Raw genomic sequence first — 26071 nt, 5'->3', positions numbered from 1 at the left:
TCAGACCCCCTCGAGCGCGACCGGGCGCAGTGCCCCGTCGGGCGTTCCGTCGGCAGACCGCTCGACCGACCCCTCGGCGCCGGACGCGACCACCTCGGCGACCTCCAGTGGGTGGTGGCAGGCCACGAAGTGGCCGTCGCCGACCTGCCGCATCAGCGGCTCCTCGACCGCGCACCGCTCGGTGGCGGCCGGGCACCGGGTCCGGAACCGGCAGCCGCTGGGCGGCGACACCGGGGACGGCATCTCACCGCCGGAGCGGTCCAGCCGGGCCGCCGAGGTGGTGGCGTCCTGGTCCGCCGACGGGATCGACGACAGCAGCAGCGACGAGTAGTGGTGCCGCGGCCGGTCGAAGAGCTCGACCGCGGGGGCGATCTCGCACAGCTTGCCGAGGTACATCACCGCGACCCGGTCGCTGATGTTGCGCACCACGGCCAGGTCGTGCGAGATGAAGATCATCGTCAGCTGGTAGCGCTCCTTCATCTCCTCCAGCAGGTTGAGGATCTGCGCCTGCACCGAGACGTCCAGCGCCGACACGGGTTCGTCGCAGATCAACACCTCGGGCTCCAGCACCAGGGCTCGGGCGATCGAGATGCGCTGGCACTGCCCGCCGGAGAACTGGTGCGGCCGGCGGTCGGCGACCAGCTGCGGATCGAGCCCCACCGCCTCCAGCGTCTCGGCCACCTTGGCCTTGCGGGCGTCGGGCGAGCTGCCCCACACCCGCAACGGCTCGGCGATGATGTCGGCGATGCGCCGTCGCGGATTCAGCGACGAGATCGGGTCCTGGAAGATCATCTGCAGCTTGCGCCGGGCCCGGCGCATCTGCCCGGACGGCATGCCACCCAGGTTGTCACCGTGCAGCCGGACACTGCCCGACGTCGGCTTGGGCAGCTGCATGATGGAGCGGCCGGTGGTCGACTTGCCGCAGCCGGATTCGCCGACCAGGCCGAGGGTCTCGCCGCGCCGCACGTCGAAGGACACACCCGAGACGGCGTGCACGGTGGAACCGCCACCCACTCCGAACTCCACGACCAGGTCCTCGACGGAGAGCACCACGTCGTCGGCGTCGCGCAGCTGGACGTGCCGGCTCGCGCCCGGGTCGCCGCCGGGACCGCTGCTGGCGCCGGTCTTGTTCTGACGCTCGTCCTTCACCAGGTCCGTCATCGCCTCACACCGCCTCTGCCAGGATCGGGGTTCCCGCGGCCGTGTGACCGCGCTCGATGTTGGTGCGCCGGGCCTCGTCGCCGGCCTCGGTGCCGACCGGGTACCAGCAGCGGTACACGTGGTCGTCGGGTGTCCCGGCGATCGCCGGGGCCGGTCCACCGGCCGGGGCACCGGCGGCCGACCCACCGGGGGAGGCACCGGCCAGGTCCGCGGCGGACCGCAACGGCGGCATCTCGGTCAGGCAGCGCTCCTGCGCGGACGCGCAGCGCGGCGCGAACGCACAGCCGGGCGGCGGGGCCAGCAGGTTCGGCGGCCGACCCGGGATGACCCGCAGCACCGCGTGGTTGGAGCCGGTCAGCGGCGGGACCGCGTTCATCAGCGCCTCGGTGTACGGCATCCGGGGTGCCGCGAACAGGGTGCGGGTGGGCGCGGCCTCGACCACCTTGCCGGCGTACATGACCACCACCCGGTCGGTGTGGCCACGCACCACCCGCAGGTCGTGGGTGACGATCATCATCGCCATCCGGTGCTCGGCCTGCTGGCGGGCCAGCAGTTCCAGGATCTGCGCCTGCACCGTGACGTCCAGCGCGGTGGTCGGCTCGTCGGCGAACAACAGCCGTGGGTCGCAGGACAGCGCGATCGCGATGGTCACCCGCTGCCGCATGCCGCCGGACAGTTCGTGCGGGTACTGGCGCACCCGCCGCTCGGGTTCGGACAGCCCGACCGAACGCAGCAGTTGCACCGCCCGCTGGTGCGCCGCGGCGCGGTCCAGACCCAGGTGCCGGCGCAGCGACTCGCCGATCTGCTCACCGACCCGCTTCACCGGGTTCAGCGACGTCATCGGGTCCTGCAGGATCATGGCCATCTCGCTGCCCCACAGCTTGGACAGCTCGGCCGGCGGCAGCGCACTGATCTCGGTGCCGTCGTACCGGACGGTGCCGGAGAGCCGGGTGGTGGTACCCGGCCCGACCAGACCCATGGCCCGGCGGGACATCACCGTCTTGCCGGAACCACTCTCCCCCACCACGCCGAGCACCTCGCCGGCCCGCACGGACAGGGACACCCCGTCCACCGCGCGGACCAGGCCGGCCGGCGTGGCGAAGTGCACCCGCAGCTGGTCCACCTCCAGCAGCGGCCGGGTGGCGGTGGCGCCCGGGGCGGTCGTCTGCGCACTGCCTGCCGCGGGCGGCCGGGTGTCGCGGCGCTGGTCGGCCGGCCCGGCGTCGATGCTGGTCACAGGTTGCTGTCCTTCACCTCGAAGCGCTTGCGGGTGCGCTCACCGACGTAGTTGATCGACAGCACCGTCACGAACATGACCGCGGCCGGGATCAGCGAGATCTGCGGGTGGGTCAGGAGTTCCGTCCGGCCGGCGGCGATCATGCTGCCCCAGCTGGGCGTGGGCGGCGGGATGCCGAGGCCGAGGAAGCTCAGCGAGCCCTCGGCCACGATGAAGACGCCGACCATGATGAAGCCGTAGGCCGCGACCGGCAGCACCACGTTGGGCACGACCTCCCGCAGCATCACCCGCATCGGTCTGGCGCCGTACGCCCGGGCCGCGGTGACGAACTCCCGCTGCACGATGACCAACGTCGTGGCCCGGGCCAGCCGAATGAACGTCGGGATGGACAGCACGGCCAGGCCGACGATGATCACCGTCATGCTCGCCCCGAACACGGCCACCGCGGCGATGAGCAGCACCAGGCCGGGGAAGGCCAGCGTGGCATCGGTCAGGGTCAGCAGCACCCGTTCGACCTTGCCGCCGACGTAGCCGGCGATGATGCCGAGCAGGCCACCGATCACCGCGCCGAGCACCACGGCCGACAGGCCCACCAGCAGGGACGCCCGGGCACCGTAGATGAGGCGCGACAGGTTGTCCCGGCCGATCGCGTCGCCGCCCAGCGGGTGCGAGGCGGACAGCCCGCCGGCCACGTTGGTGTAGTCGGGCGTGCCCGGCTCCCAGAGCGGCAGGATCGGCGCCAGCAGGGCCGCGCCGACCACCAGGATCAGCCAGCCGCAGGCCAGCCACCAGCCGAACTGGAAGGACCGCCGGCGGCGGCCCGACGCGACCGTCTGGTCCGGCTCGACGTCGAGCAGGTCCGGCTCCATCGCGGCCAGGTCGGTGGGTCCACCGTTCCCGGTGAGGATGGGCTCCTCCAGGGTCTCCCGTGCCTCAGCCACGGCGACGCACCCTCGGGTCCAGCGCCGCGTACAGCAGGTCGATCAACGCGTTGATCACGACGTAGCTCACGGCGATCACCAGGATCCCTCCCTGGAGCATCAGGTAGTCACGGTCGTAGACCGCCTGGGCGACCATCTGGCCGAGACCCGGGATGGCGAACATGACCTCGACGACGATGGCGCCGCCGAGCAGCCGGCCCATGTTCACCCCGGCCAGGGTGATGAGCGAGAACGACGACGGCCGCAGCGCGTGCCGGAACAGGATCCGCCGCGGCGACAGGCCCTTGGACCGCGCCATCAGGATGAAGTCCTCCTGCAGCGTCGAGATCATGTCCGACCGCAGCAGTTGTCGGTACACCGCCGCCTCGCCCAGCATCAGGGTCAGGCACGGCAGGATGATGCTCTTGAGGTTGCCCAGCGGGTCGTCGAAGAACCCGACGAAACCGGTGGCCGGCAGGATGCTGGACAGGCCACCCGCGAACAGCAGGATCAGCACCATGCCGAGGATGAAGTGCGGCATGGCCGCGGCCCCGAAGCCGATGGCCATCGAGCTGCGGTCGATGAGCTTGCCGGGCCGGTAGGCGGAGTAGACGGCCAGCGGGATGGCCACCAGCAGCGCGAGGATCTGTGCCACCACGGCGATCTCGAACGACACCGGGATGCGCTGGGCCAGCGCCTCGGTCACCGGCTGCCCGGTCCGGAACGAGTTGCCCAGATCGCCGGTGAGCACACCGCCGAGCCAGTCGAAGTACCGCACGATCATCGGCCGGTCCAGACCGAGTTCGGTGCGCACCGCCGCGATCTGCTCCGGGGTGGCGTTCTCCCCGGCCACGGTGGCGGCCGCGTCACCGGGCAGCAGGTCGGTGATGGCGAACGAGGCGAACGTGACCAGCAGCAGCACGATGAGCAGGTGCAGCAGCCGCTTGCCCACCACCGCGGCGAACCGGCGCTGCCGGCGGCCGCGCGGGGCCCGCGCCGGTGCCCCGGCCGCCACCGTGGCGCCGGCCGTCGGGTCCGCGGCCGGGCTCGCGGCCAGGCCGGCGCTCACCGGGCCGCTCCGGCCCGCAGCGGTGCGGCAGCCGGGCCACCGTCGGCGGTGCCTGCCTCGACGGCGGTCTCCCCGTGCGCGTCGAGGTGCAGCGCCGCGTGTTCACCGAGCCGGGGGGCGGGCCGCGGTGGGACGCAGGGCGACTCGCTCAGCGCGTACGGTGCACCCGGCTGCCGGTACCGGCCCAGCTCGGGATGGTCGACCTCGACGATGTACCCGCGCGCCACGTGCTGCGGCACGGTCGGGATCTCGTCCATGGTCGGCACCGCGGTGATCGACATCTTCAGCGCCTGGGCCCGTTCCACCAGCTCGTACTTGCCGAACTGACGGGTCCAGGCGGTCAGCCGCTCGTTGAGCTCGGCGGCCCGGCCGGACGCGCGCAGCGCGGCCAGCGAGGCGAAGTCGGGATCCTCGGCGACGTCCTGCATCCCGGCCAGTTCGAGCAGCGTCAGGTAGTGCGCGCCGTACAGCAGGTTGATGCCGACCCAGCCGTCCGCGCACGGCGCCAGCATGGTCGGCAGGGTGGCGTGGCCGATCCGGCGCCACGCCGCGTCGGCGCCGTGCACGCTGGCCCGGTAGGTCTCCTGCCCGGCCGTGGTCACCATCGCCTCCAGACCGGAGACGTCGATGTGCTGGCCCTGCCCCGTCTGCTGCGCCGAGAGGATCCCGACCAGTGCGGCGGTCGCGGCGTAGACCGCGGTGATGTGCAGCGAGATGTCGCCGCCCGAACGCAGTGGCTCGCGGTCCGGCGACCCGCCCTGGGCCATCCATCCGGACAGTGCCTGCAGCACGATGTCGGGGCCCTGCCAGCCGGCGTACGGACCGGTCGCTCCGAACGGGCTGATCGACAGGTGCACCAGCGCCGGGTTCAGCCGGGCCAGCGAGTCGTAGCCGAGTCCGAGCGCGTCCAGCTCGCCCGGGCGGCCGTTCTCGACCAGCAGGTCCGCGCCGCGGACCAGCCGCTGCAACCGCACCCGGTCCAGCTCGGAGTGCAGGTCCAGGACCACGCTCTCCTTGCCGCCGTTGAGGTAGAGGAAGGTGGTGCTCCAGCGGTCGGTGCCGGAACCGGACCCGTTGCTGACCAAGGGCTCGGCGGTCCGGGTCGGATCACCGCCCGGCGGCTCGATCTTGATGACCCGCGCACCCAGGTCGACCAGGTACTTGGTGCAGGCCGGCCCGTCGACGCCGGTGGTCAGGTCGAGCACCACCAGACCGTCCAGGGCGGAGCCGCCAGCCGGGTCGGAGGTCGTCGTCGCCATGTCCGTCACCACTTCCCGAGGGTGGCCGCGTCGGTGCCGATGATCTGGGTGTCCGTGAGCTCGGCGAGTTCCGCGGCGGTCAGGTCGAGCAGCCCGCCGAGCACGGCCTCGTTGTGCTCGCCGAGCGTGGGCGCCGGGCGCCGGATCGTGCCCGGGGTCCGGGAGAACTTGGCCCACATGCCGTGGTGCGGTTGCGGTCCGATCCACCGCCGGTCGACGAACTCGAAGAAGTCGCGGGCCTGCAGCTGCGGGTCCTCGATCAGCTCGTGCCCCGGGGTGACCGGGGCAGCGGCCACGCCGGCCTCCTGCAACCGGGTGGCGGCCTCGCGTCCCGGACGGTCCCGGGTCCAGTCGGAGATGGCCGTGGCGATCTCCTCCCGCGCCGCGGCCCGGCCGGCCCGGTCGGCCAGGTCGGTGCGCTCGGCCAGGTCGGCCCGGCCGATCACCCCGCACAGCGCCGCCCACTGGGTGTCGTCCTGCACCGCGACGACCACCCAGCGGTCGTCCCCGGCCGCCGGGTGCACGCCCTGCGGCTCGAACCGCAGATCCGTGTTGCCGCGCCGCGGCCGCTCGGTCCCGTTCAGGGCGGCGTCCACCACCGATCCGCCCAGGAAGCTGGTCAGCGCCTCGACCTGCGACAGGTCGATCCACTGGCCGACGCCGGTGCGCCGGCGGTGCAACAGTGCGGCCAGGACGCCGACGGCCCCGGTGACCCCGGCGATCGCGTCGGCGGCGGCACTGCCCCAGAGCATCGGCCGGCCACCCTCGTACCCGGTGAGATGCGGGAACCCACTGGTCTCCTCGGTCGGCCAGGCGTAGCCGACGTGGTCCTTCCAGGGGCCGGTGCTGCCGAACCCGGGCAGCGAGATGTACACCAGCTCCGGGTTCAGCTCCCGCAGCGCGGGCCACTGGAACCCGAACTTGGCCATCACCCGCGGGGTGTAGTTCTCCACCACCACGTCGACCTGGGGCACCAGGCGGCGGAACAGGTCCCGACCCTCCTCGCGGCTCAGGTCCAGGGTGATCCCCAGCTTGTTGCGGTTGACCGCGTTGAAGATGGCCGACAGCTCGGCCGGTGGCGCGTCGCCCAGCGAGGTGGGGCCGGAGCGGGCACCGCCCGCCCGCCACGGGTCGGGCGACTGCACCGCCTCCACCTTGATGACCTCGGCGCCCATGTTGCCGAGCACCTCGGTCAGCGCCGGGCCGGCCCAGAACTTGGACAGGTCCAGCACCCGGACGCCCTCCAGCGCCCCCGGGGTGGCCGACCGGCTGACACCCGGAACGCCCTCGTCGTCCAGGCGCAGCGGCCGGCGCTCCGCCGCGGCCGATCCGGGCGTCCGTCCGGGCTGGGTGACCGTCATCGGTCCAGCCACAGGTACTCGGGGTAGGTGGCGCCACCGGAGTTGCGGACCACGCCCTTGACGTCCTTGTCGGTGAGCACCGAGTGGTAGCCGCGGCTGTACCAGACGACGGCCAGGTCGTCGGTGGCCAGCTGCTGCACCTGCCGGTAGAGGTCCGCGCGCTCGGCGTCGTCGGTGGTACTGATCGCCCGCTCGAGCAGGGCGTCCATCTCCGGGTTGCTGTACTTGCCGCGGTTGGCCTGTCCGTCGGTGTGGAACATGTCGTAGACCACCGGGTACGGGTTCAGCCACTGACCGGGGGCGTACGGCACGATCTGGAAGTTCTGCTTCTGGACCCGGTCGACGAACTCGGTCGGGTCGAAGAACTCGACGGTCGGCTCCATCCCGATCTCGGTCAGCTGGGCCTGCAGGAACTCGGCGAACTTGACCCGGTTCGGCGCGGTGGTGTTGGAGATGCGCACGGCCCGGGAGCCGCCGTCGGCGACGTACTCGTCGACCAGGGCCTTGGCCTTGGCCAGGTCGTACTGCGGCCAGGAGGCGCCGGCCTCCGCGTTGTAGTACGGGCTGTCCTCACCGAAGTAGCTGTCCGCCCGCTCCATGCGGCCGCGGAACTGGGTGGCGCTCAACGCATCCAGGTTCAGGCCCACCGCGACGGCCTCCCGCATGCGGCGGTCGTCGAACGGCGGCTCGGTCTGGTTGAAGTACAGCCACTCGGCGCCGTTACCGGACCGGTAGTAGACGTTGAGGTCCGGGTTGTCGATGCCGCCGATGAGCTCGGAGTGGAACAGCGACCCGATCATGTCGACGTCGCCGTTCTGCAGCGAGGCGAAACGGGTCTCGGTGTCGGGGATCTGGCGGTACTCGAAGCCGTCCAGGTACGGCAGGCCCTTGTCCTTCTGCCAGTAGTCCTCGTTCTTGGTCAGGACGACCTGGCTGCCGGGCGTCCAGGACACCAGCTTGAACGGGCCGGCGCCGACCGGGTTGCGGTTGTAGTCGTCGCCGTACTGCTGGATCGCGGTCGGCGAGCCGATGACACCCAGTGCGCCGACGAACGACCCGGCCACGAAGGGGTCCGCGAAGCGGGCGGGGAACTCGCCGATCGGGCTGCTGAGGGTGAAGGTCACGGTGAGCGGGTCGGTGGCGACCAGGTCGACGATCGGCAGCGAGGCGGCGTGGCCGGCGGCGGTCGGGTTGTCCATGTGGCGACGCACGTTGAACACCACCGCCTCGGCGTCCAACGGGGTGCCGTCGCTGAAGTTGACGCCGTCGCGGAGCTTGAGCACCCAGGTGGTGCCGCCGTCGGGGCTGGTCATCGACTCGGCCATGTACGGCGAGATCGTGCCGTCCGGCTCGACCTTCAGCAGCTGGTCGTAGATGCCCAGGCCGCCGCTGGTCTTCACCGGGTCGAAACCGCTCACGCCCTGGCCGGCCATGATCAGCGTGCCGCCCGGCTCGGGCGTGCCGTCGGTGGCCAGGTCGCTGCCGAACGGGTTGCGCTCGAGGGAGGCGACCGACTCCTCCTGCAGCGGCGGCGGCGGATCGTTCGAGGCGCAGGAGGACAGCACCAGCGCCGCTCCGATCGCCGCGGCCGTCAGGGACAAGGCGCGGGATGCGCGGCGGGTACTCCTCATTCCAGACCAACTCCTTCGTTGACATGGGGGTGCCGGGCGCGCCGGAGACAGCGGCGGACAGCACGGCACGACATCACTGCATGACCGGGATCGACTGCGCTGGGGGGTGTCTCGGCCTCGTCGCCGAGAGCGCAGTGCCGGTTCCGTTCCGGGATCCCCGGAGTGTCGGGCGGCCCGAGTGAGCGGGATCACCTCGCGTGTGGCACTCTACTGACGGAGTCCGTCACAAATCAACCCCCGTCCAGCACCGGCTGTCCCCCCGTCCGGCGACCGGGCCCCATCCCGTCGCCGGATCCCAAGCCGTGCCGACCGCACCGGTCGTCCGCCCGGGTTCCCGACCCGCAGGACGGTCCGCGACGGTCGCGCGCAGCTGTGTGCCAGGACTGTGATGACGAGGAGAACGCAATGGCGCGTACCCGGATCCGCCCCCGGAGCAGGTGGTTGGCCGCCTTGGGCGCCGCCTCCGTGCTGCTGGCCTCGTGCGGCGGCAGCAGCGACGCCGGCAGCGGACCGACCGACGGGTCGGCGTCCGGACCGCTGCCCGGGCAGGCGACCGAGATCGATCCGAACGGGACGTTCCGCTACGTGTTCGTGCAGACACCGTCCAGCTTCGATCCGCACCGGTCCGCCAACCAGTGGGACAACATCGCCTACGAGCTGGTCTACGACCACCTCATCTACGAGGACCAGAACGGTGAGCTGCAACCGCAGGTCGCCACGTCCTGGGAGTTCGTGGACGACGGCACTGCGCTGGTCATGCAGCTGCGCGACGACGTCACCTTCATCGACGGCACGACGCTCGACGCGGAGGCGGTCAAGGCCAATCTCGATCGCGCCCGCACCCTCGAGAACGGCACGCTCAAGGGCACGATGTCCCGGATCGCCTCGGTGGACGTCATCTCCCCCACCGAGATCCGCATCAACCTGGCCGGCCCGGGCGGCGACCTGCCGGGGCTGTTCGCCTCCACTGCCGGCGCCCTGGTCAGCCCGGCCGCGTTCGACAACCCCGACCTCGACCAGAATCCCGTCGGGTCCGGCATGGCCAGGATGACCGAGTACATCCCCAACCAGGTGGTCAAGTTCGAGCGCAACCCGGACTACTGGGATCCGGAGGCGGCCAAGGCGGCCAAGTACGAGCTGTACGGCCAGCCCACCGCAGCCACCCGGATGAACATGCTGCTCGGCGGCCAGGCCGATGCGGCCTACCTGGAGCCGTCGCAGGCCGACCAGGCCCGCGGCGCCGGGCTCAACGCGGTGCCGTCCAAGAGCCTCACCGTGCTGGGCATGACGATGAACCCGAGCAAGCCGCCGTTCGACGACTTCCGGGTCCGGGAGGCCGTGGAGCACGCGATCGACCGGGAGGGCATCGTGGACGGTGTGTTCTTCGGCTTCGGCACCCCGGTGGCGCAGTTCATCCCGCCGACCCACTGGGCCCACGATCCGGCGGTCGAGCCCGACATGCCGGAGTACAACCTGGATCCGGCCAAGTCGCGCGAGCTGCTGGCCGAGGCCGGCTACCCGGACGGCGTCGAGTTCGAGATGCTGGTGCCGGGCACCGACAGTCACCGCGGTGCCGCCGAGGCGCTGGTGCCGATGTTCGCCGAGGCCGGGTTCACCGTGAACACCCGCGTGATCGACTCGGCCACCACGGGTGTCACGTTCTTCAGCCGGCAGGAGGGCAACGCCTTCATCGGCATGGGCTCACCGTGGGCCGACCCGACCACGGTCTACCAGGGCAACCTGCCCGGTCAGTACGCCAACCCGTGGAACCTGACCACGCCGGAGTTCGAGACCGCTTGGAAGGACGCGCTCGTCGGGACGACGCAGCAGGAGCGACTGCCGGCGATCGCCGACATGGTCCAGGCGGAGAAGCAGATCCGCAAGTCCATCCCGATCCACCACCACACCCCGCCGACCGTGTGGACGACCAACGTGGTGTTCCCCGAGGGCTACGAGCCGGAGTACATGTTCGACATGCGCCGGGTGGCCGTCGGGACCAACGCCTGAGCCAGACCCTCGTGCGGCCCGACCACTGACCCGCGTCCCGGGCGTCACACCGCCCCGGCCGTTCCCCCACCCGTCCCGCCGGGTCCCGTCGGCGGGACGGGCCAGGGGCAGCCCGGGCCAGTGGCAGGACGAATCCGTGGCAGGACGGGTCAGCGGCTGGACGGTCGGTCGGTGGCCCGGACCGGCTCGTCCGTCGTCGTCCGACCGGCCGGGGCGACCGGCTCGGCGGCCAGGTCGACGGTGAACGCCGGTCGCGGGTCCTGCAGGCGGGCCGGCCGGACCACGGCCGCCCGCGGCACGGTCCGGTCCCACCGCACCGGCCACCGGTGCGGGACCGCCGAGCGGCGGTCGTGCCGGTAGGAGTCCAGGACGACGCCGACCAGCAGGCTGCGACCCTCGTCGATCAGGACCGCGACCTCGTCGTCCGGGCGCAACCGGTCCAGCAGCAGACGCAGGGCGACCAGGCCGCGCCCGGGGCGCTTCCGCCCGGTGATGCCGGCGGCGTTCCGCAGCGCGGCCTCGTCCAGCCCGACGGCATCGACGGGCAGTCCGGTGCTCTCCCCCAACCCGATCACCGACTCAGTGGTGAACACCTCGAGCTCGGCCTCGGTCTCGGGCCGCACCACCCAGAGCGGGCGGCCGAGCGCCGGTGACGCCGCCGGGGCTGTCGGGTCGGCGCCGGGCCACACGTACTCCAGCCCCTCAGGGGTGCCCGGGAACCGGGGCCGGTAGGTGTCCGGGTCCTTGGTGATGAGCCGGCTGCGGTGCGAGACGTGGAAGTCCTCCCGGCCCAGCCAGCTCGGCACCAGCCCGTCCGCGGTCAGCTCTTCCTGCGTGAGATCGGCGACCTCGGGCGCGAACTCGATCATCTGGGCCGCGGTGGTGTCACCGAACCCGCGCTCGGTCCAGACCTGGGCCATGGTCAGCCCGTAGCTGACCAGCGCGGGCAGCCGGCCGCGCCACATGATGACGGCCGGGTGGTTGCGCCAGCCGTACTCCGGCAGCTCCAGCGCCCGCAGCACCTGCAGGGTCTCCACCCGCTGCTTGCCCAGCCGCGGCGAGTCGAGCACCTCGGCGCTGGCCCGGAAGTCTCGGTACGGCAGGAAGGTCTGCATCCGGCCAGTCTGCCCGCCACGTCCGGCGCCTCGGGTGCAGCCCCGATCGGGGCCGGCACGATCAGATCCGGGCCGATCAGATCGACACGGTGAGTCCCACCCGCTGGAAGTCCTTGAGCGTGGAGTACCCGGCCTTGGCCATGGCGCGGCGCAGCCCTCCGAAGAGGTTGGTGCGGCCGTCGGCGCCGGCCGCCGGGCCGAGCAGCAGTTGCTCCAGCGGGACGTCGGCGGGACCGCACGGCGCCGCGTACCCCCGCGGCAGCACCGGGTGCGCGGCCGTGGACGGCCAGAACCAGCCGTCGGCCGGGGCCTCGGCCGCGGCGGTGAGCGGCTCGCCCAGCATCACCGCGTCGGCGCCACAGGCGATGGCCTTGGCGATGTCGCCACTGGTCTCGATCGGGCCGGAGGCGATGACATGCACGTACCGGCCGCCGGTCTCGTCCAGGTATGAGCGGCGGGCCGCGGCCGCGTCGGCGATGGCGGTGGCCATCGGCACCGCCATGCCCAGCACCTCGTCGGTCGTCGAGGTGGGGCCGGCGCCGGTGCCGACGATGACCCCGGCGGCGCCGGTGCGCATCAGGTGGGTGGCGGTCTGGTAGTTGGTGCACCCGCCGACCACCACCGGGATCTCCAGGTCGGAGATGAACGACTTCAGGTTGAGCGGCTGTTCCTCGCCGCCCCGGCCGACCCGCACGTGCTCGGCCGAGACGATGGTGCCCTGGATGACCAGCAGCTCGACGCCCGCGGCGACCAGGCTGGGGGCCAGGGCGGCCGCGTTCTGCGGGGACACCCGGACGGCGACCGTGCCGCCGTCGGCCCGCAACTCGGCCACCGCCTGCTGGACCAGGTCGTCCCGCACCGGCGATGAGTACGCCCGCTGCAGGGCGGCGGTGACCTCGGCCGGGTCTGCGGCCTGCTCTGCGGTGCGCACCAGCTCGTCGATCACCGACTGCGGTTGCTCGTGCCGCGTCCACAGGCCCTCGCCGTCCAGCACGCCGAGCCCGCCGAGCCGGCCGACGGCCACCGCGACCTGCGGGGACACCACGGCGTCGCTGGGTCGGGTGAGCAGCGGGATGTCGAACCGGTAGGCGTCGATCTGCCACGCCGTGGACACGTCGGCCGACGACCGGGTGCGCCGGGACGGGACGATCGCGACCTGGTCCAGGCCGTAGACCCGGCGGGCGTCCCGCCCGATGCCGATCTCCACGGTGTCGGGCACTGAGGGACTCCTCGCGGTCGGCCCCCGGCTCCCGCCGGCGGCACAGCTCTCGGATCCGCCGACGGGCGGTCCCGGGCGCAGCCGGACCGCGCCGGAAGCATGCTAGCCGCCGGTGCGCATCCCCGGTCCCGGTGCGAGGTGGGACGGGATCAGCGGTCGATGTAGTTGGGTGCCTCGGAGGTGATGGTCACGTCGTGCGGGTGCGACTCGCGCAGGCCGGCCGCCGTGATCCGGACCAGCTTGGCCTGCTGCAGCTCGGCCACGGTGCCGGACCCGGTGTAGCCCATCGCCGCGCGCAGCCCGCCGATCAGCTGGTGGCTGACCGCAGCCAGGCTGCCCCGGAACGGCACCCGGCCCTCGATGCCCTCGGGCACCAGCTTGTCGTCGGACAGCACGTCGTCCTGCGAGTAGCGGTCCTTGGAGTAGGACTTCGCCTCGCCGCGCGACTGCATCGCACCCAGGGATCCCATGCCGCGGTACGCCTTGTACTGCTTGCCGGCCACGAAGATCAGCTCGCCGGGTGACTCGGCCACCCCGGCCAGCAGCGATCCGAGCATGACGCTGTCCGCGCCGACCGCGATGGCCTTGGCGATGTCGCCGGACTGCTGCAGACCGCCGTCGCCGATGACCGGCACACCGGCCGGACGGCACGCCTTGGCCGCCTCCCAGATCGCGGTGACCTGCGGGACGCCGATGCCGGTGACCACCCGGGTGGTGCAGATGGAACCGGGACCCACGCCGACCTTGACCCCGTCGGCTCCCGCGTCGACCAGGGCCTGGGCCCCGGCCCGGGTGGCCACGTTGCCGCCGACGATGTCGACCCGGCCGGCCAGGTCCCGCTTCAGCCGGGACACCATCTCCAGCACGCGGGTGGAGTGGCCGTGCGCGGTGTCGACCATGATCACGTCCACCCCGGCGTCGGCCAGCGCCATGGCCCGGGCGTACGACTCGTCCCCGACTCCGACGGCAGCACCGCACAGCAGCCGGCCGTCGTGGTCCTTGGTCGCGTTCGGGTACTGCTCGGTCTTGACGAAGTCCTTGACCGTGATGAGGCCGCGCAGCCGGCCGTCCGCGTCGACCAGCGGCAGCTTCTCGATCTTGTGCTTGCGCAGCAGGCCCAGGGCCGCGTCAGCGCTCACCCCGACGGGCGCGGTGACCAGCGGCATCTTCGTCATCACCTCGCGCACCGGGCGGCTCAGGTCCACCTCGAAGCGCAGGTCGCGGTTGGTGATGATGCCCAGCAGGTGCCCGGACGCATCGGTGACCGGGACGCCGGAGATGCGGAACTTGGCGCACAGCGCGTCCGCCTCGGCCAGCGTGGTCTCCGGCGAGCAGGTGACCGGGTCGGTGACCATGCCGGCCTCGGAGCGCTTGACGATCTCCACCTGCGAGGCCTGGTCGTCCACGGACAGGTTGCGGTGCAGCACGCCCAGCCCGCCCTGGCGGGCCATGGCGATCGCCATCCGGGCCTCGGTGACGGTGTCCATCGCACTGGACAGCAGCGGCACCCGGATGCGGATGTTACGGGTCAGCCGGGTGCTGGTGTCGACCTCGCTCGGGATGACGTCGGAGGCGTCGGGCAGCAGCAACACGTCGTCGTAGGTGAGCCCGACCGTGACGAACTTGTCGTTCTCGGCGATCTCGCGCGGAGCGGTCGTGGCCGCTGCGGGCGGGGCCGGGGGCGGTCCGTCGGGGGACGACCCGGATCCGGACACCTGGGGAACGGTCACCGGCTGGGACACGGAGACGGACATCGACACCCTTCCTGCCTGGAGCCTGGACGTCCGCATCCGGACCCGGCCCTGATCGACGTCCCACGCGCACCGACTCAGGCGGCGCCACCGGCGCCGGCGGCGGAGCCGGACGAGGGGCGTAGAACCATCGTAGGCGAGGGCTCCCGGCCGCCCGTCGCGGTCAGCCGACGGTGAACAGCGCCCCGCGGGAGCGGCCGGGCACTCCCACGATCAGCCGCTGATCCGGCCGCTGATCAGCCGGTGATCGGCCGGTGATCAGCGGATCTCGAGCTGACCCGGGCGGGACAGGGCGTCCGTGCCGGGCGTCGGTGCGGCCGGGTCCCCGGTCGGCTCCGGCCCCGTCGAGCCGGTGGTCGCGACGGTCGTGCCGGTGCCGGGCGTGGTCGGCGTCCCGTCCGGCTCGGACGTCGCCGGATCGGTCGCGGTGCTCGACGGGGTACTGACCGGGCTGGTCGGCGTGGTTTGGGTGGCCGGGGTCGTCGAGGACTCGGCCGGGCGGGTGGTCGGGGTCTCCACCGGCGAACTCGGCGTCTCGGCCGGCGGGATCACCACCACCGGTGGCAGCTCCTCGGAGGTGGACGCCGGCGGCGGGGCGACGGGTGTGGCCGGCGTCGAGGGTGTGGCCGGCGTCGACGGCACCGATGCGGATGACGACGACGTCGAGGGCTCGCTGCCGTCGACCGGCGGCACCGGGCGGGCCGGCACCACGGAGCGGGTCGGCCGGGTCTCGATGGACGTGCCAGGGCCCTGGGTGCCGACGTCGGTCACCGCCGCGCTGGATCCCGTCGCGGGCGGCGCGCCGGACGGCGACGGGCTCGGTGAGGTGCTGGTCCCGGACTGCGGGGTCGGGGTGCCGGTCGTCTGACTGCTCGCCGTGGGCGGCACGAACAGTGACGGCGGCGCGGCGAAGTTCGGACCACTCGAGGCGCGCGGCGCCGGGGTGACCCCACCCTTGGTCTGCAGGTCCTGCAGCCGGGTGGCCAGGGTGTCCCGGCCGTCCAGGTCCTGCACGTTGTCGACCGCGGCCTCGGCCACCTGCAGCGCACGGCGGGCCGCGTCCGGCTGGCCGGCCTGCAGGGCGATCTCGGCGTCGCCGAGAGCGTCCTCGACCGCCCGCTTGCTGGCCACCGACTCGGCCCGATCGGCCCACAGCCGCTGGGCGATCGGCCACAGCGGCGATTCCTCGGTGGCCGACCGGGTCACGCCCACCCCGATGCCGAGCAGCAGGGTGGCGATGGCGGCCGCGACGGCGAGCATGGGCCGCACGCCGCGGCGCGGCTGAGGGCGACCCGCCTCCAGCGCGGCAGCGGCCACCCGCAGCGGCGGGGGTGGCGGGACCGGGACGGCCTCGACGTCCTGCCGCCAGGCGGCGAACAGATCCGGGATCGGGTCCTGCTGCGCGTCGACCAACCGCAGTCCGGAGCGACGCTGCTGCAGGTCGTCCAGCAGGCGGTCGTCGGTCAGCACCGCGTCCAGGTCGATGGGAGCCAGGGAGTCGGCGGCGGGCGTTCCGGACCCCGGGGTGGGGGTGTCCCGGCGGCGTCGGCTCACAGCAGTTGCTCCGGCCAGGCGTCGTCGTTGGCCAGGACGGTGCGCAGCTTGGCCAGCGCGCGGTGCTGCGCGACCCGCACCGCCCCGGCCGACATGCCCAGCGCCTGCGCGGTCTGGTCGGCCGACAGGCCCACCCCGATCCGCAGTCGCAGGATCTCCCGCTGCTGCTCGGGCAGCACGGTCAGCAGTTCGTTCATCGACGCGGTGACCGAGCCCTGCACGGCGACCTGTTCGGGCGTGCGATCGGTGGCCACGGAGTCCGGGACCTCGGCGAACGGCTGGGACCGCGAGCGGCCGCCGGCGCGATGGGCATCGGCCACCTTGTGGTGGCAGATGCCGTAGACGAAGGCCAGGAAGGGCCGCCCTTCGCGCCGGTAGGTGGGCAGCGCCGAGATGACGGCCATGCACACCTCCTGGGCGATGTCGTCCGGGGTCACCAGTGAGCGGTGGCCGTCGGACAGGCGGGTCCGGCAGTATCGGACGATGACGGGATGGATCTGGGCGAGCACACGCTCCAGCGCGGCCCGGTCACCGGTGACGGCCAGATCGGCGTCGAGGTCCAGGGTGTTCCCGGACCGGTCGTCGGCTCCCGTGGGGTCGGACGCTGCGGCCTCGAGGTGCTCCGCCTCGGGGTCCGTCTGCTTCATCGCAGCGGACAGCCCGCGCATTACACGCCTGGGCACGCCGGCGGAGGTCATCGTGACCACCTTCCCCCAGCGTTCACCCGGTCCAACCCCGTGTTCGGCGAGTGATGCTAACGGTCCGAACATGGAAGTGGGCAGGGAGCGGCACGTCAGTGGAGTGGACACCGCCCCTTCGGCACATCGCCGTCTTCGCTGCGACGACCCAATGCGACAGAACGTGACGATCCACACATTTCGTCACACTGCGTGCAACGTCGACGGAAACGGATGCCGGAACTCGTTGGGCCGACCGACGGAACCGTGCCCCAGCACCGCATGACCGCACGCCGTGGTCGGGTCGGTCGTCCGGTCATCCGTCAGATCGGCGACCGGGACCGGCGGTCAGGCCACCAGCCCGCGCCGGAAACCCAGCGCCACCGCCTGGGCCCGGTCCCGCGCCCCGAGCTTGCGGAACAGCCGCCGTGCGTGCGTCTTGACGGTGTCCTCGGACAGGAACAGCTCCTTGCCGATCTCACCGTTGCTCTGCCCCTGACTCATCCCGCGCAGCACCTGCAGCTCGCGCTCGGTCAGCGGCGCCTCCCCGTCCACCGCGTCCCGCACAGCCGGCAGCCGCGGGATGGTGAGGGTGTCGGCCAGGGCGGCCACGATCTCCGGCTGGGTGGCGTCCCAGCGCAGGAACCCGCGCGCCCCGCAGGCGATGGCCGCGGCGATGGACGCGGTGTCGTCCGGTGACCCGAACACGATGACGACGGCCGACGGATGGATGGCCAGCAACCGTCGGGTCGCCTCGATGCCACTGGTCAACGCGCGCTGGGTGCCGATCAGCACGACGTCGGTGGCCTGGCGGCCGTACCGCGCGAGCAGTTCGTCCCCGCTGCCGACGCAGTCGATCGAGTCCACGGACGGCACCGCCGTCATGACCCGGGTCAGACCGTCCCGGGCGCTGCGGCGCTCGTCGCAGATGAGCACTGTGGTCACGTCAACCCACTCCCTCGCGAGCCCTGACCGGGCTGCGCTCGACCATTGCCGACGGCGCCGAGATCCCTCGGCCCCGATCCGGCCATCCGACCCGTGTTGTCTCGACCGCCTTGGTCAGGTCGGTCAGGCATCGCCCCCGACTACTCACGGAGTGTAGCCGATCGGTTGCTCTCCGAAACCCCCAGCTTTCGCGGATCTCACCGACTCGTCGGCGCGCCGTCCCCCGGAAGATCAATCCCGGTCGGTCCCGTGTCCACAGGGCGACCGGAGCGCCACCGGCCGGATGGATCGCGCCATCACCCGCTCGGGCGCGCGTCGCCCGGCGGTGGGGCGTCGGAGTACCCCGGAACCGGGCGAACGACACGAACCCGACGGTGGTCGGTACCGACTCGTGACGTGCCGTCCGACACGGCCGGATCCGGCCTCCGGAACGCCGCCGCAAGATCGAGCAGACCCCTTGTCCCGCCGGTGCGATCGGTTCTAGGGTCGGACGATCACGGCAGCCAGGATCAGCGTGGATCCGGGCCCCGCGAGGTGACGACAGCACGATGGGTCCGGACGCGTCGACCGCGGCGCTCCCGCCCGGGCACCCGTCCTGCCGTGTCTCCGACCGGCTTCCGCCCGCCGCGCCCCCTGCGCCGGCACCACCCTGTTCCGGGTGCCCCAGGAGGAGATCGAGATGGCCGACACCAGAAGACTTCCGGGACCGAACGCCGACCTCTGGGACTGGCAATTGGACGCCGCCTGCCGCGGCATGGCCAGTTCCTACTTCTTCCACCCCGAGGGCGAGCGCGGCCCGGCCCGGGCCCGGCGCGAGGCGCGGGCCAAGGCGGTGTGCGGCCAGTGCCCGGCCATCCTGCAGTGCCGGGAGCACGCGCTGCGCGTGCACGAGCCGTACGGCATCTGGGGCGGGCTCTCCGAGGGAGAACGCAACCAGATCCTCATGGCCGCCCAGTCCCCGACGGTGGGCACTCCGTTGGGCTCCAGCAAGGCGGGCTGAACCGCTCGCTCCGGCCTCCGGACCGCCCGATCGGCTCACCCGGCCGTGGCGGCGCGAGACGTGCGCGCCAGAACGGGCGAAGCCCACTCCTCCCATGGGGTGACCATACACAGTCGGACCGACGGTTCGTTGCGTCGGTCGGGGTGCGCCGCACCCGGAAGGAGCACAACGGCCCCACCCCCGGGGAGGGGATGGGGCCGTCGGTCACCCCAGCGGGGTGTGCGATCAGCGGCTCGCGATCAGTGGGCGTGCCCGTGGCCGCCACCGGCGGCGGCCGGCTCCGGCTCCGGTACGTCCGCCACCGTGGTCGCGGTGGTCAGCACCATGCCGGCGATCGAGGCGGCGTTGGCCACCGCGGCCTTGGTCACCTTGACCGGGTCGATGACGCCCTGGGCGACCAGGTCGCCGTACTCGCCGGTGGCGGCGTTGTACCCCTGGCCGACCGGCAGCTCGGCCACCTTGGACACGACGACCGCGCCCTCCTGGCCCCCGTTCGCGGCGATCCAGTAGGCCGGCGCGGTGAGCGCCCGGCGCACGATGCCGACTCCGACCGCCTCGTCACCGGTGAGCTCCGCCTCCAGCGCGTCCAGCTCGGCGGCCGCGTGCACCAGGGCGGACCCACCGCCGGCGATGATGCCCTCCTCGACCGCGGCCTTGGTCGCGGCCACGGCGTCCTCGATGCGGTGCTTGCGCTCCTTGACCTCGGTCTCGGTCGCCGCACCCACCTTGATGACGGCCACGCCGCCGGCCAGCTTGGCCAGCCGCTCCTGCAGCTTCTCGCGGTCCCAGTCCGAGTCGGTCGACTCGATCTCGGTCCGCAGGTGCGCGGCCCGCTCGGCCACGGCCTCGGCGGACCCGCCGCCGTCGACCAGCGTGGTGGCGTCCTTGGTGACGGTGACCCGGCGAACGGAGCCCAGCACGTCCAGCCCGACCTCGGCCAGCTTCAGCCCGACCTCGGTGGAGACCACCTCGGCGCCGGTGACGATGGCCAGATCCTGCATGAAGGCCCGACGGCGATCCCCGAAGAAGGGACTCTTCACCGCGACGACCTTGACGGTCTTGCGGATGGAGTTGACCACCAGGGTGGACAGCGCCTCGCCGTCGATGTCCTCGGCCACGATGAACAGCGGCTTGCCGGTCTCGAGCACCTTCTCCAGCAGCGGCAGCAGATCGGCCAGCGCGGAGATCTTCTCGCGGACGAGCAGCACCAGGGCGTTCTCGTACACGGCCTCGCCGGCCTCCGGATCGGTGGCGAAGTACGGCGAGATGTAGCCCTTGTCGAACTGCACACCGTCGGTGTACTCGAGCTCGGTGGTGAGCGCGGAGTGCTCCTCGACGGTGACGACGCCGTCGGCGCCGACCTTGTCGATGGCATCGCCGAGCAGGGCGCCGATCGTCTCGTCCCGGGAGGCGATGGTGCCGACCTGGGCGATGGCGTCCTTGTTGCCCGCCACCGGGGTCGCGCGGGCGTCGAGCGCGGTGGCGACCGCGTCGGCCGCCTTCATGATCCCGGTGCGCAGCGCCATCGGGTTCGCGCCGGCGGTGACGTTGCGCAGGCCCTCAGTGACCAGCGCCTGAGCCAGCACGGTCGCCGTGGTGGTGCCGTCACCGGCCACGTCGTTGGTCTTGGTGGCCGCGGTCTTGGCCAGCTGCGCGCCGAGGTTCTCGCCCGAGTCCTCGAGCTCGATCTCGCGAGCGATGGTGACACCGTCGTTGGTCACGGTCGGGCCGCCGAACTTCTTGTCCAGCACCACGTACCGACCGCGCGGGCCCAGGGTGACCTTGACCGCGTCGGCCAGCTTGTCGACGCCGCGCTGCAGCGCAGCCCGCGCCTCGGTGTCGAAGCTGATCTGCTTCGCCATGTCTTCTTCTTCCCGTCAGAGCAGAGTTGACCAGTGCAGGGAGGCCGGGTGACCCGGCGGACACCGCTGCGCCCCGGTGACCACGAGGTGGCCGCCGGGGCGCGAGTCGGTCCTGGAGATGGCGGGCGGCGCGCTGCGTCACCCGCCGCCGGTCACTTGGTGACCTTGGCCAGCACGTCGCGCGCCGACAGCAGGAGGTACTCCTGGCCGGCGTACTTGACCTCGGTGCCGCCGTACTTCGAGTAGATGACGACGTCACCCTCGGCGACGTCCAGCGGGACCCGCTTGCCGTTGTCGTCGATGCGGCCGGGGCCGACCGCGAGGACAGTGCCCTCCTGCGGCTTCTCCTTGGCGGTGTCGGGGATGACGATGCCCGACGCGGTCGTCGTCTCGGCCTCGTTGGCCTGGACGAGGATCTTGTCCTCGAGCGGCTGGATGTTCACGCTCGCCACGTGGAACCTCCCCCTTCTGGGGTTCGACAGCAGAACTGCTGATGGACATGTGCACGCATATCGACGTCCGGAGGTCGCTGCGTCCCGCCGTCGCGGGGATCGGGCCGCCTCGCTCCGTACGACTGGCACTCTAGCCAGGTGAGTGCCAGCACTCAACCTCGGGGGTGGCGGACGGCGCGGCAGTGTCCACGGTCGTTCAGGGTGCGTGCACCACGGAGACCGGCAGCCCCGGATCCCCGGACAGCAGCGGCGAGGACGGCGCCGCGCCGGACGCCGCGACCAGGGCGCCGACCGCCGCGATCATGGCGCCGTTGTCGGTGCACAGCCCGGGCCGCGGCACCCGCAGCAGCAGCCCGGCCGCGTCACACCGCTGCTGGGCCAGCGCGCGCAGCCGGCCGTTGGCGGCCACGCCGCCCGCGACGAGCACGGTGCCGATGCCCAGATCCGTGGCCGCCCGCACCGTCTTGGCGGTGAGCACGTCGACGACCGCCTCCTGGAACGAGGCGCACACGTCCTCGACCGGGACCGGCTCGCCCGCCCGCTGCCGGGCCTCGACCCACCGCGCCACGGCCGTCTTCAGCCCGGAGAAGGAGAAGTCGTACCGGGCGTCGCGGGGACCGGTCAACCCGCGCGGGAACGCGATGGCGGTCGGGTCGCCCTGCCCGGCCAGCCGGTCGATGACCGGGCCGCCCGGGTACCCCAGTCCGAGGATGCGGGCGACCTTGTCGTAGGCCTCCCCCGCCGCGTCGTCGATGGTGGTGCCGATCTCGGTGATGTCGCCGGCCAGGTCGCCGATGCGCAACAGCTGGGTGTGCCCTCCGGAGACCAGCAGGGCCAGGGACGGGGTCGGCAGTGGCCCGTGTTCCAGGGTGTCCGCGGCGACGTGCCCGGCCAGGTGGTTGACCCCGTACAGCGGCACGTCCCAGGCGGCCGCGTAGGCCTTGGCCGCGGCCACCCCGACCAGCAGGGCGCCGGCCAGGCCGGGTCCGCAGGTCACCGCGACGGCGCTGACGTCGGAGCGCTGCACCCCGGCCTTGGCGAAGGCCGAGCGCACCGTGTGCGTCATCGACTCCAGGTGAGCCCGGGAGGCGATCTCCGGCACCACGCCACCGAACCGGGCGTGCTGATCGGAGCTGGAGGCCAGTTCGTGGCCGAGCAGCTGCGGCGCACCACCGGGCTCGGGCACCCGGACCAGCCCGGCGCCGGTCTCGTCGCAGGAGGACTCGATGCCCAGCACGATCGAACCGGGCGGCAGCGGGCTCATCGCGCCTGCTCCGGTCGCCGGTCTTCCTGCTGCCGGTGCCCTTGCTGCCGGTGCCCTTGCTGCCGGTGGACCTGCGGCGTCCAGTCGGCCAGCTCCAGCACCATGCCGTAGGCGTCCGCCCCACTGGGTTCGTAGTACCGCCGCCGCACGCCCATCACGGTGAAACCCTCCGTCTCGTACAGGGTCCGGGCCGGCACGTTGTCCGTCCGGACGTCCAGGAAGACCCGGGCGGCCCCGCCGGCGACGGCGGCGCCGAGCAGGTCGTGCAGCAGTGCCCGGCCCAGCCCGGTGCCCTGGGCGGCCGGATCGACGCCGATGGTCTGCACCTCGGCCTCGTCGAACTGGCGGGCCAGCCCGGCGTAGCCGTCGACCTGCCCGTGCGCCCCGCGGTGGATGAGGTAGTGGTGCCCGGCGGCCAGCTCGGACCAGAACATGGCCGGCGTCCAGGGCGAGTCCTCCGGGAACAGCCGGGCCTCGAGCTGGACCAGCGCCGGGATGTCCCACCAGCGCAGCGGCTCCAGCACGCGGGGCTCGGTCAGGGTGCTCACCGGCCCAGCACCGACTTGGTCGCCGACGGCTCGGTGGCGTCCGGGCGGCGCAGGTACAGCGGGGTGAGCGGGCCGGGCACGGCGTCGGTGACCAGCGCGCGCTCGGCCCGGGTCACCAGGCCGGCGGTGAGCGGCCGGGTCGGGGCGGTCACCGGCAGCGGCAGCACCCCGGCGACCAGGTCGGCGCCCGCCCCGGCGAGGGCCGCGGGTCGCACGTCGTGCTCGTCCAGCCAGGCCGGGACCGCGGCGGGCGCCAGCACCGCCGGCCCGGCCAGCCGCCGCCCGTCCGCGGCGTAGGCGGAGACGTACACCTCGCGGCGTCGGGCGTCGGTGGCCACCAGCAGTGGTCCGTCGGTGCTCCCGACGGCACCGGCGACCGCACGCACGACGGACCCCGCGACCCCGTCGTGCGAGGGCACCCCGTGCACCGGCACGTCCAGCGCGTCCCCCAGCGCGGCGGCGGTGGCGATGCCGACCCGCAGCCCGGTGAACGGACCGGGTCCCAGCCCGACGACCACGGCCTCGAGGTCGGCCACCCGGTGCCCGGTCTCGGCCAGGGCCTCGGTGGCCAGCGGCATCAGCCGCTCGGCGTGGGCGAAGGCGTCGGTGACCGACCGCTCGGCCAGCACCGTGGTCGGCATCGAGGACGGCCCCGTCAGACCGCCGCCGCCGGCGAGGGCGATGAGTTCGTGGGCGCGCAGCACGCGGGCCACGCCCGCGGTGACCACGGGCGTCGAGGTGTCGATGGCCAGGACGAGCACGAGATCCGAGTCTAGGCGCGGCGCCGACCCCGCCGGGCGGCCCGGACGGGCGGTCCCCCGGCGCCGGATCAGAAGTCGCCGAGCAGCTGCACGGCCGTCGGGGCCACCAGCGGGGCCATCGACGCGCTGTAGGTGGCGGTCAGGTGGTTGTCGTCCATGTAGACGAGGACGTTGCCCACCGCCACCGGGCAGTACTCGGCGTCGCACACCGCGTCGGCGATGTCGACGAAGGTCACGTTGCCCGGTAGGTCCGGGACGGCCAGCCACGGCGGATCGGTCGCGTAGATGTCCGATCGGAGACCACCGCAGCCCACGTCCCGGCCGATGGCCGTGTCGGGCGCGCCGACCGGCCGGCCGGCCTGCTCCCAGCACTCCAGCTGGGACTCCTCGAAGCGGGGATTGTCGCGGAACGCCAGCACCGGGATGCCGAGTTCGTCCAGCGCCCGCCACTTGTCGACGAACCCGGTCGGGGTCTGCTCGGTGAGGCCGGGCCGGGCGTTGCGGGTGGCCATCGTGACGACCAGGTCCGGCTGCAGGTCGGCCATCTCGTCGAGGACCGCCGCGTTGGAGTCGACACACGTCTGGTCGCCCGGGTTGCTCTCGGCCGCGGTCGAGAACGGGCATCCGCCGCGGATCAGGGCGATGAACTGCCACCCCAGCTGCTGTCCCACGGTGAGCAACGACCCGGAGATCTGCTGCGCGTGCGAGTCCCCGACCACCGCGACCCGACGGGTCGGCTGCTCGACCACCGGCTGCACGCAGACCAGCTGGTCGGGGTACCGGGTCAGCGGCGTGCAGTCCCACTGCTCGGTCGGCACCCAGTCGTCCGTGGCGGTGACCGCGGTCGGGATCGCGGGCAGCGGGTCGGCCTCCGCGCCGGCCAGCACGGCCGCACCCGGGTAGCGGGGGTCGTCGATCGCCAGCGCCGGCGGGCGGATGGCCGCCTGCCAGACCAGCGACACCACGGTCACCGCCGAGATCGCGGCGAGCGCGACCAGCCCAGCCGGCCGCAGGCCGCCGCGCGGGCGCCGCAGCCGCCGGGTGAGCGCCCGGTCCAGCCCCTGGTCGGTGAGCACGGCCAGCCCGAGAGCGGCCAGCACCACGACCAGTCCGTCGATCAGGCCCAGCCGGTCCGCGCCGGTCGCGGCCAGCGTCATGATCAACAACGGCCAGTGCCAGAGGTACCAGCCGAACGACCACCCGCCGAGCCGCTGCGCGGGCCCGGTGGTCAGCCAGCGGTCGGCCGACCAGCGGTCACCGGTCCGCCCGGCCAGCACCACCAGCACGGCACAGCCGGTCGGCCACAGCGCGGCGACCCCGGGGAACAGCCGGTCACCGGAGAGCACGGCGCCACAGGCGATCAGGCCGCCGACCCCGACCCAGCCGGCGGCGAGCCGCACCCGGCCGGGCAGCCGCAGGTGGTCCACGACGAGGGCGAGCAGGCCGCCCAGGGCGAACTCCCAGACCCGGGTCGCGGTGTGGAAGTAGGCCAGCGGCTGGTCGACCGCAGTGAGCACGATCGAGCAGGCGAGTGAGCCCGCGAACGCCACCGTCAGCAGGCCGGCCATCGAGCGGACCGGGTCGACGCCGCGCCACCGGGCCCAACGGACGGCGGCCAGCACCAGGACCGGGGCGACGAGCACCACCTGCAACTGGACGGACAGCGACCACAGGTGCTGCATCGGGCTGGCCGAGCGGTGCTGGGCGGCGTAGTCGACCGCGTCGGACGCCAGCTGCCAGTTCTGCACGAACAGCACCGACGAGACGAGTTCCCGGCTGGTCTGCCCCCACCGTGAGCTCGGCAGCACCAGCAGTGCGCCGGCCGCGGTGACCAGCAGCACCACGCCGGTGGCGGGTACCAGCCGCTGCACCGTCCGCGACCAGCGCCGGGCCACCTCGACCGGGCCGAACCCGCCGCGAGCGACGCCGCGGAGCAACTGCCCGGTGAGCAGGAACCCGGTGAGCACGAAGAAGACGTCGACGCCGCCGGAGACCCGGTCGCCCCACACGTGGTAGCCGACCACCAGGACGCAGGCCAGCGCGCGCAGTCCCTCGATCTCCGGCCGGAACGCCGCGGACGGACCGCGGGCCGCGACCGCCGCATCCGGGGACGTGCGTCGTGTTCCTGCCTGCACCCACCAGCTCCGTTCCGCGTCCCCCGGCCGACGTGCACCGGATCGCGGCCGAACGGCCGCGCCACACCGGTGCGACGACCATCGATGATGCGTGACACGAAGGACCGCGCGGGACGGATCGGCCCGGGCGACGCTGATCGAGA

General features: G+C 72.8%; 21 protein-coding genes. 2 read left to right on the top strand and 19 right to left on the bottom strand.

All coding sequences use genetic code 11. From position 1 onward, the window contains the following. From JL106_RS09930 to JL106_RS09900, 7 genes are read right to left on the bottom strand one after another with little or no spacing between them, the layout of a single operon-like run. Complete coding sequence (locus JL106_RS09930) at positions 1 to 1161, bottom strand: ABC transporter ATP-binding protein (RefSeq protein WP_205260554.1); 1161 nt, start codon at positions 1159 to 1161, stop codon at positions 1 to 3. A gap of 4 nt (positions 1162 to 1165) precedes the next feature. After that, positions 1166 to 2389: an ABC transporter ATP-binding protein gene (locus JL106_RS09925; protein ID WP_407940140.1), complete on the bottom strand. Its 1224-nt coding sequence runs from the start codon at positions 2387 to 2389 to the stop codon at positions 1166 to 1168. A gap of 5 nt (positions 2390 to 2394) precedes the next feature. Continuing rightward, a complete protein-coding gene (locus tag JL106_RS09920; RefSeq protein WP_205260553.1) occupies positions 2395 to 3339 on the bottom strand; it encodes an ABC transporter permease in 945 nt (314 codons plus the stop codon). Next, positions 3332 to 4387 (bottom strand): ABC transporter permease, encoded by a 1056-nt coding sequence (locus tag JL106_RS09915; RefSeq protein WP_205260552.1) that lies wholly within the window; start codon positions 4385 to 4387, stop codon positions 3332 to 3334. Before JL106_RS09915 ends, JL106_RS09920 begins: the two co-directional genes overlap by 8 nt. Next, complete coding sequence (locus tag JL106_RS09910) at positions 4384 to 5646, bottom strand: CaiB/BaiF CoA transferase family protein (protein ID WP_205260551.1); 1263 nt, start codon at positions 5644 to 5646, stop codon at positions 4384 to 4386. Before JL106_RS09910 ends, JL106_RS09915 begins: the two co-directional genes overlap by 4 nt. Positions 5647 to 5651: 5 nt before the next feature. Next, positions 5652 to 7007, bottom strand: a complete 1356-nt coding sequence (locus JL106_RS09905) for a CaiB/BaiF CoA transferase family protein (protein WP_205260550.1) — start codon at positions 7005 to 7007, stop codon at positions 5652 to 5654. Beyond that, positions 7004 to 8638, bottom strand: coding sequence for an ABC transporter substrate-binding protein (locus tag JL106_RS09900; RefSeq protein ID WP_205260549.1), 1635 nt, complete (start codon positions 8636 to 8638; stop codon positions 7004 to 7006). Before JL106_RS09900 ends, JL106_RS09905 begins: the two co-directional genes overlap by 4 nt. Positions 8639 to 9043: 405 nt before the next feature. Between JL106_RS09900 and JL106_RS09895 the strand changes: the two genes are divergently transcribed. Further along, positions 9044 to 10645: an ABC transporter substrate-binding protein gene (locus JL106_RS09895; protein WP_205260548.1), complete on the top strand. Its 1602-nt coding sequence runs from the start codon at positions 9044 to 9046 to the stop codon at positions 10643 to 10645. 149 nt (positions 10646 to 10794) lie between these two features. Here the strand turns inward: JL106_RS09895 and JL106_RS09890 are convergent, their stop codons facing one another. The 6 genes from JL106_RS09890 to JL106_RS22010 all read right to left on the bottom strand — a co-directional run bounded on the left by JL106_RS09890 (position 10795) and on the right by JL106_RS22010 (position 17906). Further along, the gene (locus tag JL106_RS09890; RefSeq protein ID WP_205260547.1) at positions 10795 to 11760 is read right to left on the bottom strand and encodes an MSMEG_6728 family protein; all 966 of its coding nucleotides are present in this window, start codon (positions 11758 to 11760) and stop codon (positions 10795 to 10797) included. Between the two features lie 76 nt (positions 11761 to 11836). Beyond that, complete coding sequence (locus tag JL106_RS09885; protein WP_205260546.1) at positions 11837 to 12979, bottom strand: GuaB3 family IMP dehydrogenase-related protein; 1143 nt, start codon at positions 12977 to 12979, stop codon at positions 11837 to 11839. Positions 12980 to 13128: 149 nt separating this feature from the next. Next, on the bottom strand, positions 13129 to 14733 hold the full coding sequence (gene guaB / locus JL106_RS09880) for an IMP dehydrogenase (protein ID WP_205260545.1): 1605 nt from the start codon (positions 14731 to 14733) through the stop codon (positions 13129 to 13131). A 255-nt stretch (positions 14734 to 14988) separates the two neighbouring features. Next, positions 14989 to 16284, bottom strand: a complete 1296-nt coding sequence (locus JL106_RS09875) for a hypothetical protein (RefSeq protein ID WP_205260544.1) — start codon at positions 16282 to 16284, stop codon at positions 14989 to 14991. Beyond that, positions 16281 to 16982, bottom strand: coding sequence for an RNA polymerase sigma factor ShbA (gene shbA, locus JL106_RS09870; protein ID WP_236007358.1), 702 nt, complete (start codon positions 16980 to 16982; stop codon positions 16281 to 16283). The genes JL106_RS09875 and shbA overlap by 4 nt, the downstream gene beginning before the upstream one ends. Before the next feature lie 327 nt (positions 16983 to 17309). Further along, a complete protein-coding gene (locus JL106_RS22010; RefSeq protein ID WP_205260543.1) occupies positions 17310 to 17906 on the bottom strand; it encodes a LuxR C-terminal-related transcriptional regulator in 597 nt (198 codons plus the stop codon). 679 nt (positions 17907 to 18585) lie between these two features. Here JL106_RS22010 and JL106_RS09860 point away from each other — a divergent pair. Next, on the top strand, positions 18586 to 18906 hold the full coding sequence (locus tag JL106_RS09860) for a WhiB family transcriptional regulator (protein WP_205260721.1): 321 nt from the start codon (positions 18586 to 18588) through the stop codon (positions 18904 to 18906). A 239-nt stretch (positions 18907 to 19145) separates the two neighbouring features. Here JL106_RS09860 and groL read toward each other — a convergent pair whose 3' ends face one another. The 6 genes from groL to JL106_RS22005 all read right to left on the bottom strand — a co-directional run bounded on the left by groL (position 19146) and on the right by JL106_RS22005 (position 25928). Beyond that, positions 19146 to 20768 (bottom strand): chaperonin GroEL, encoded by a 1623-nt coding sequence (gene groL, locus JL106_RS09855; RefSeq protein WP_205260542.1) that lies wholly within the window; start codon positions 20766 to 20768, stop codon positions 19146 to 19148. 152 nt (positions 20769 to 20920) lie between these two features. Then, the gene (gene groES / locus JL106_RS09850; protein ID WP_205260541.1) at positions 20921 to 21220 is read right to left on the bottom strand and encodes a co-chaperone GroES; all 300 of its coding nucleotides are present in this window, start codon (positions 21218 to 21220) and stop codon (positions 20921 to 20923) included. Positions 21221 to 21416: 196 nt separating this feature from the next. Next, entirely contained in the window at positions 21417 to 22484 is a 1068-nt protein-coding gene (tsaD, locus tag JL106_RS09845; protein ID WP_205260540.1) for a tRNA (adenosine(37)-N6)-threonylcarbamoyltransferase complex transferase subunit TsaD, read from the bottom strand. Further along, positions 22481 to 23032, bottom strand: coding sequence for a ribosomal protein S18-alanine N-acetyltransferase (gene rimI / locus JL106_RS09840; protein WP_328841943.1), 552 nt, complete (start codon positions 23030 to 23032; stop codon positions 22481 to 22483). The genes tsaD and rimI overlap by 4 nt, the downstream gene beginning before the upstream one ends. Continuing rightward, the gene (gene tsaB, locus JL106_RS09835) at positions 23029 to 23793 is read right to left on the bottom strand and encodes a tRNA (adenosine(37)-N6)-threonylcarbamoyltransferase complex dimerization subunit type 1 TsaB (protein WP_205260539.1); all 765 of its coding nucleotides are present in this window, start codon (positions 23791 to 23793) and stop codon (positions 23029 to 23031) included. The genes rimI and tsaB overlap by 4 nt, the downstream gene beginning before the upstream one ends. Before the next feature lie 68 nt (positions 23794 to 23861). Beyond that, on the bottom strand, positions 23862 to 25928 hold the full coding sequence (locus tag JL106_RS22005) for an acyltransferase family protein (protein WP_205260538.1): 2067 nt from the start codon (positions 25926 to 25928) through the stop codon (positions 23862 to 23864). Positions 25929 to 26071 lie beyond the last annotated feature (143 nt).

It is taken from the genome of Nakamurella leprariae (assembly GCF_016918035.1).
Lineage (GTDB): Bacteria > Actinomycetota > Actinomycetes > Mycobacteriales > Nakamurellaceae > Nakamurella > Nakamurella leprariae.
The sequence above is the reverse complement of the archived record's forward strand: the minus strand, read 5'-3'. Positions and strand labels throughout refer to the sequence as shown.

Excerpts from the sequence above, each read along its gene's own strand:
- JL106_RS09905 (WP_205260550.1), bottom strand. The coding sequence starts at position 7,007 with ATGACGGTCACCCAGCCCGGACGGACGCCCGGATCGGCCGCGGCGGAG.
- JL106_RS09860 (WP_205260721.1), top strand. The coding sequence starts at position 18,586 with ATGGCCGACACCAGAAGACTTCCGGGACCGAACGCCGACCTCTGGGAC.
- guaB (WP_205260545.1), bottom strand. The coding sequence starts at position 14,733 with ATGTCCGTCTCCGTGTCCCAGCCGGTGACCGTTCCCCAGGTGTCCGGA.
- JL106_RS09910 (WP_205260551.1), bottom strand. The coding sequence starts at position 5,646 with ATGGCGACGACGACCTCCGACCCGGCTGGCGGCTCCGCCCTGGACGGT.
- tsaD (WP_205260540.1), bottom strand. The coding sequence starts at position 22,484 with ATGAGCCCGCTGCCGCCCGGTTCGATCGTGCTGGGCATCGAGTCCTCC.
- JL106_RS09930 (WP_205260554.1), bottom strand. The coding sequence starts at position 1,161 with ATGACGGACCTGGTGAAGGACGAGCGTCAGAACAAGACCGGCGCCAGC.
- shbA (WP_236007358.1), bottom strand. The coding sequence starts at position 16,982 with ATGACCTCCGCCGGCGTGCCCAGGCGTGTAATGCGCGGGCTGTCCGCT.
- JL106_RS09890 (WP_205260547.1), bottom strand. The coding sequence starts at position 11,760 with ATGCAGACCTTCCTGCCGTACCGAGACTTCCGGGCCAGCGCCGAGGTG.
- JL106_RS09900 (WP_205260549.1), bottom strand. The coding sequence starts at position 8,638 with ATGAGGAGTACCCGCCGCGCATCCCGCGCCTTGTCCCTGACGGCCGCG.
- groL (WP_205260542.1), bottom strand. The coding sequence starts at position 20,768 with ATGGCGAAGCAGATCAGCTTCGACACCGAGGCGCGGGCTGCGCTGCAG.
- JL106_RS09895 (WP_205260548.1), top strand. The coding sequence starts at position 9,044 with ATGGCGCGTACCCGGATCCGCCCCCGGAGCAGGTGGTTGGCCGCCTTG.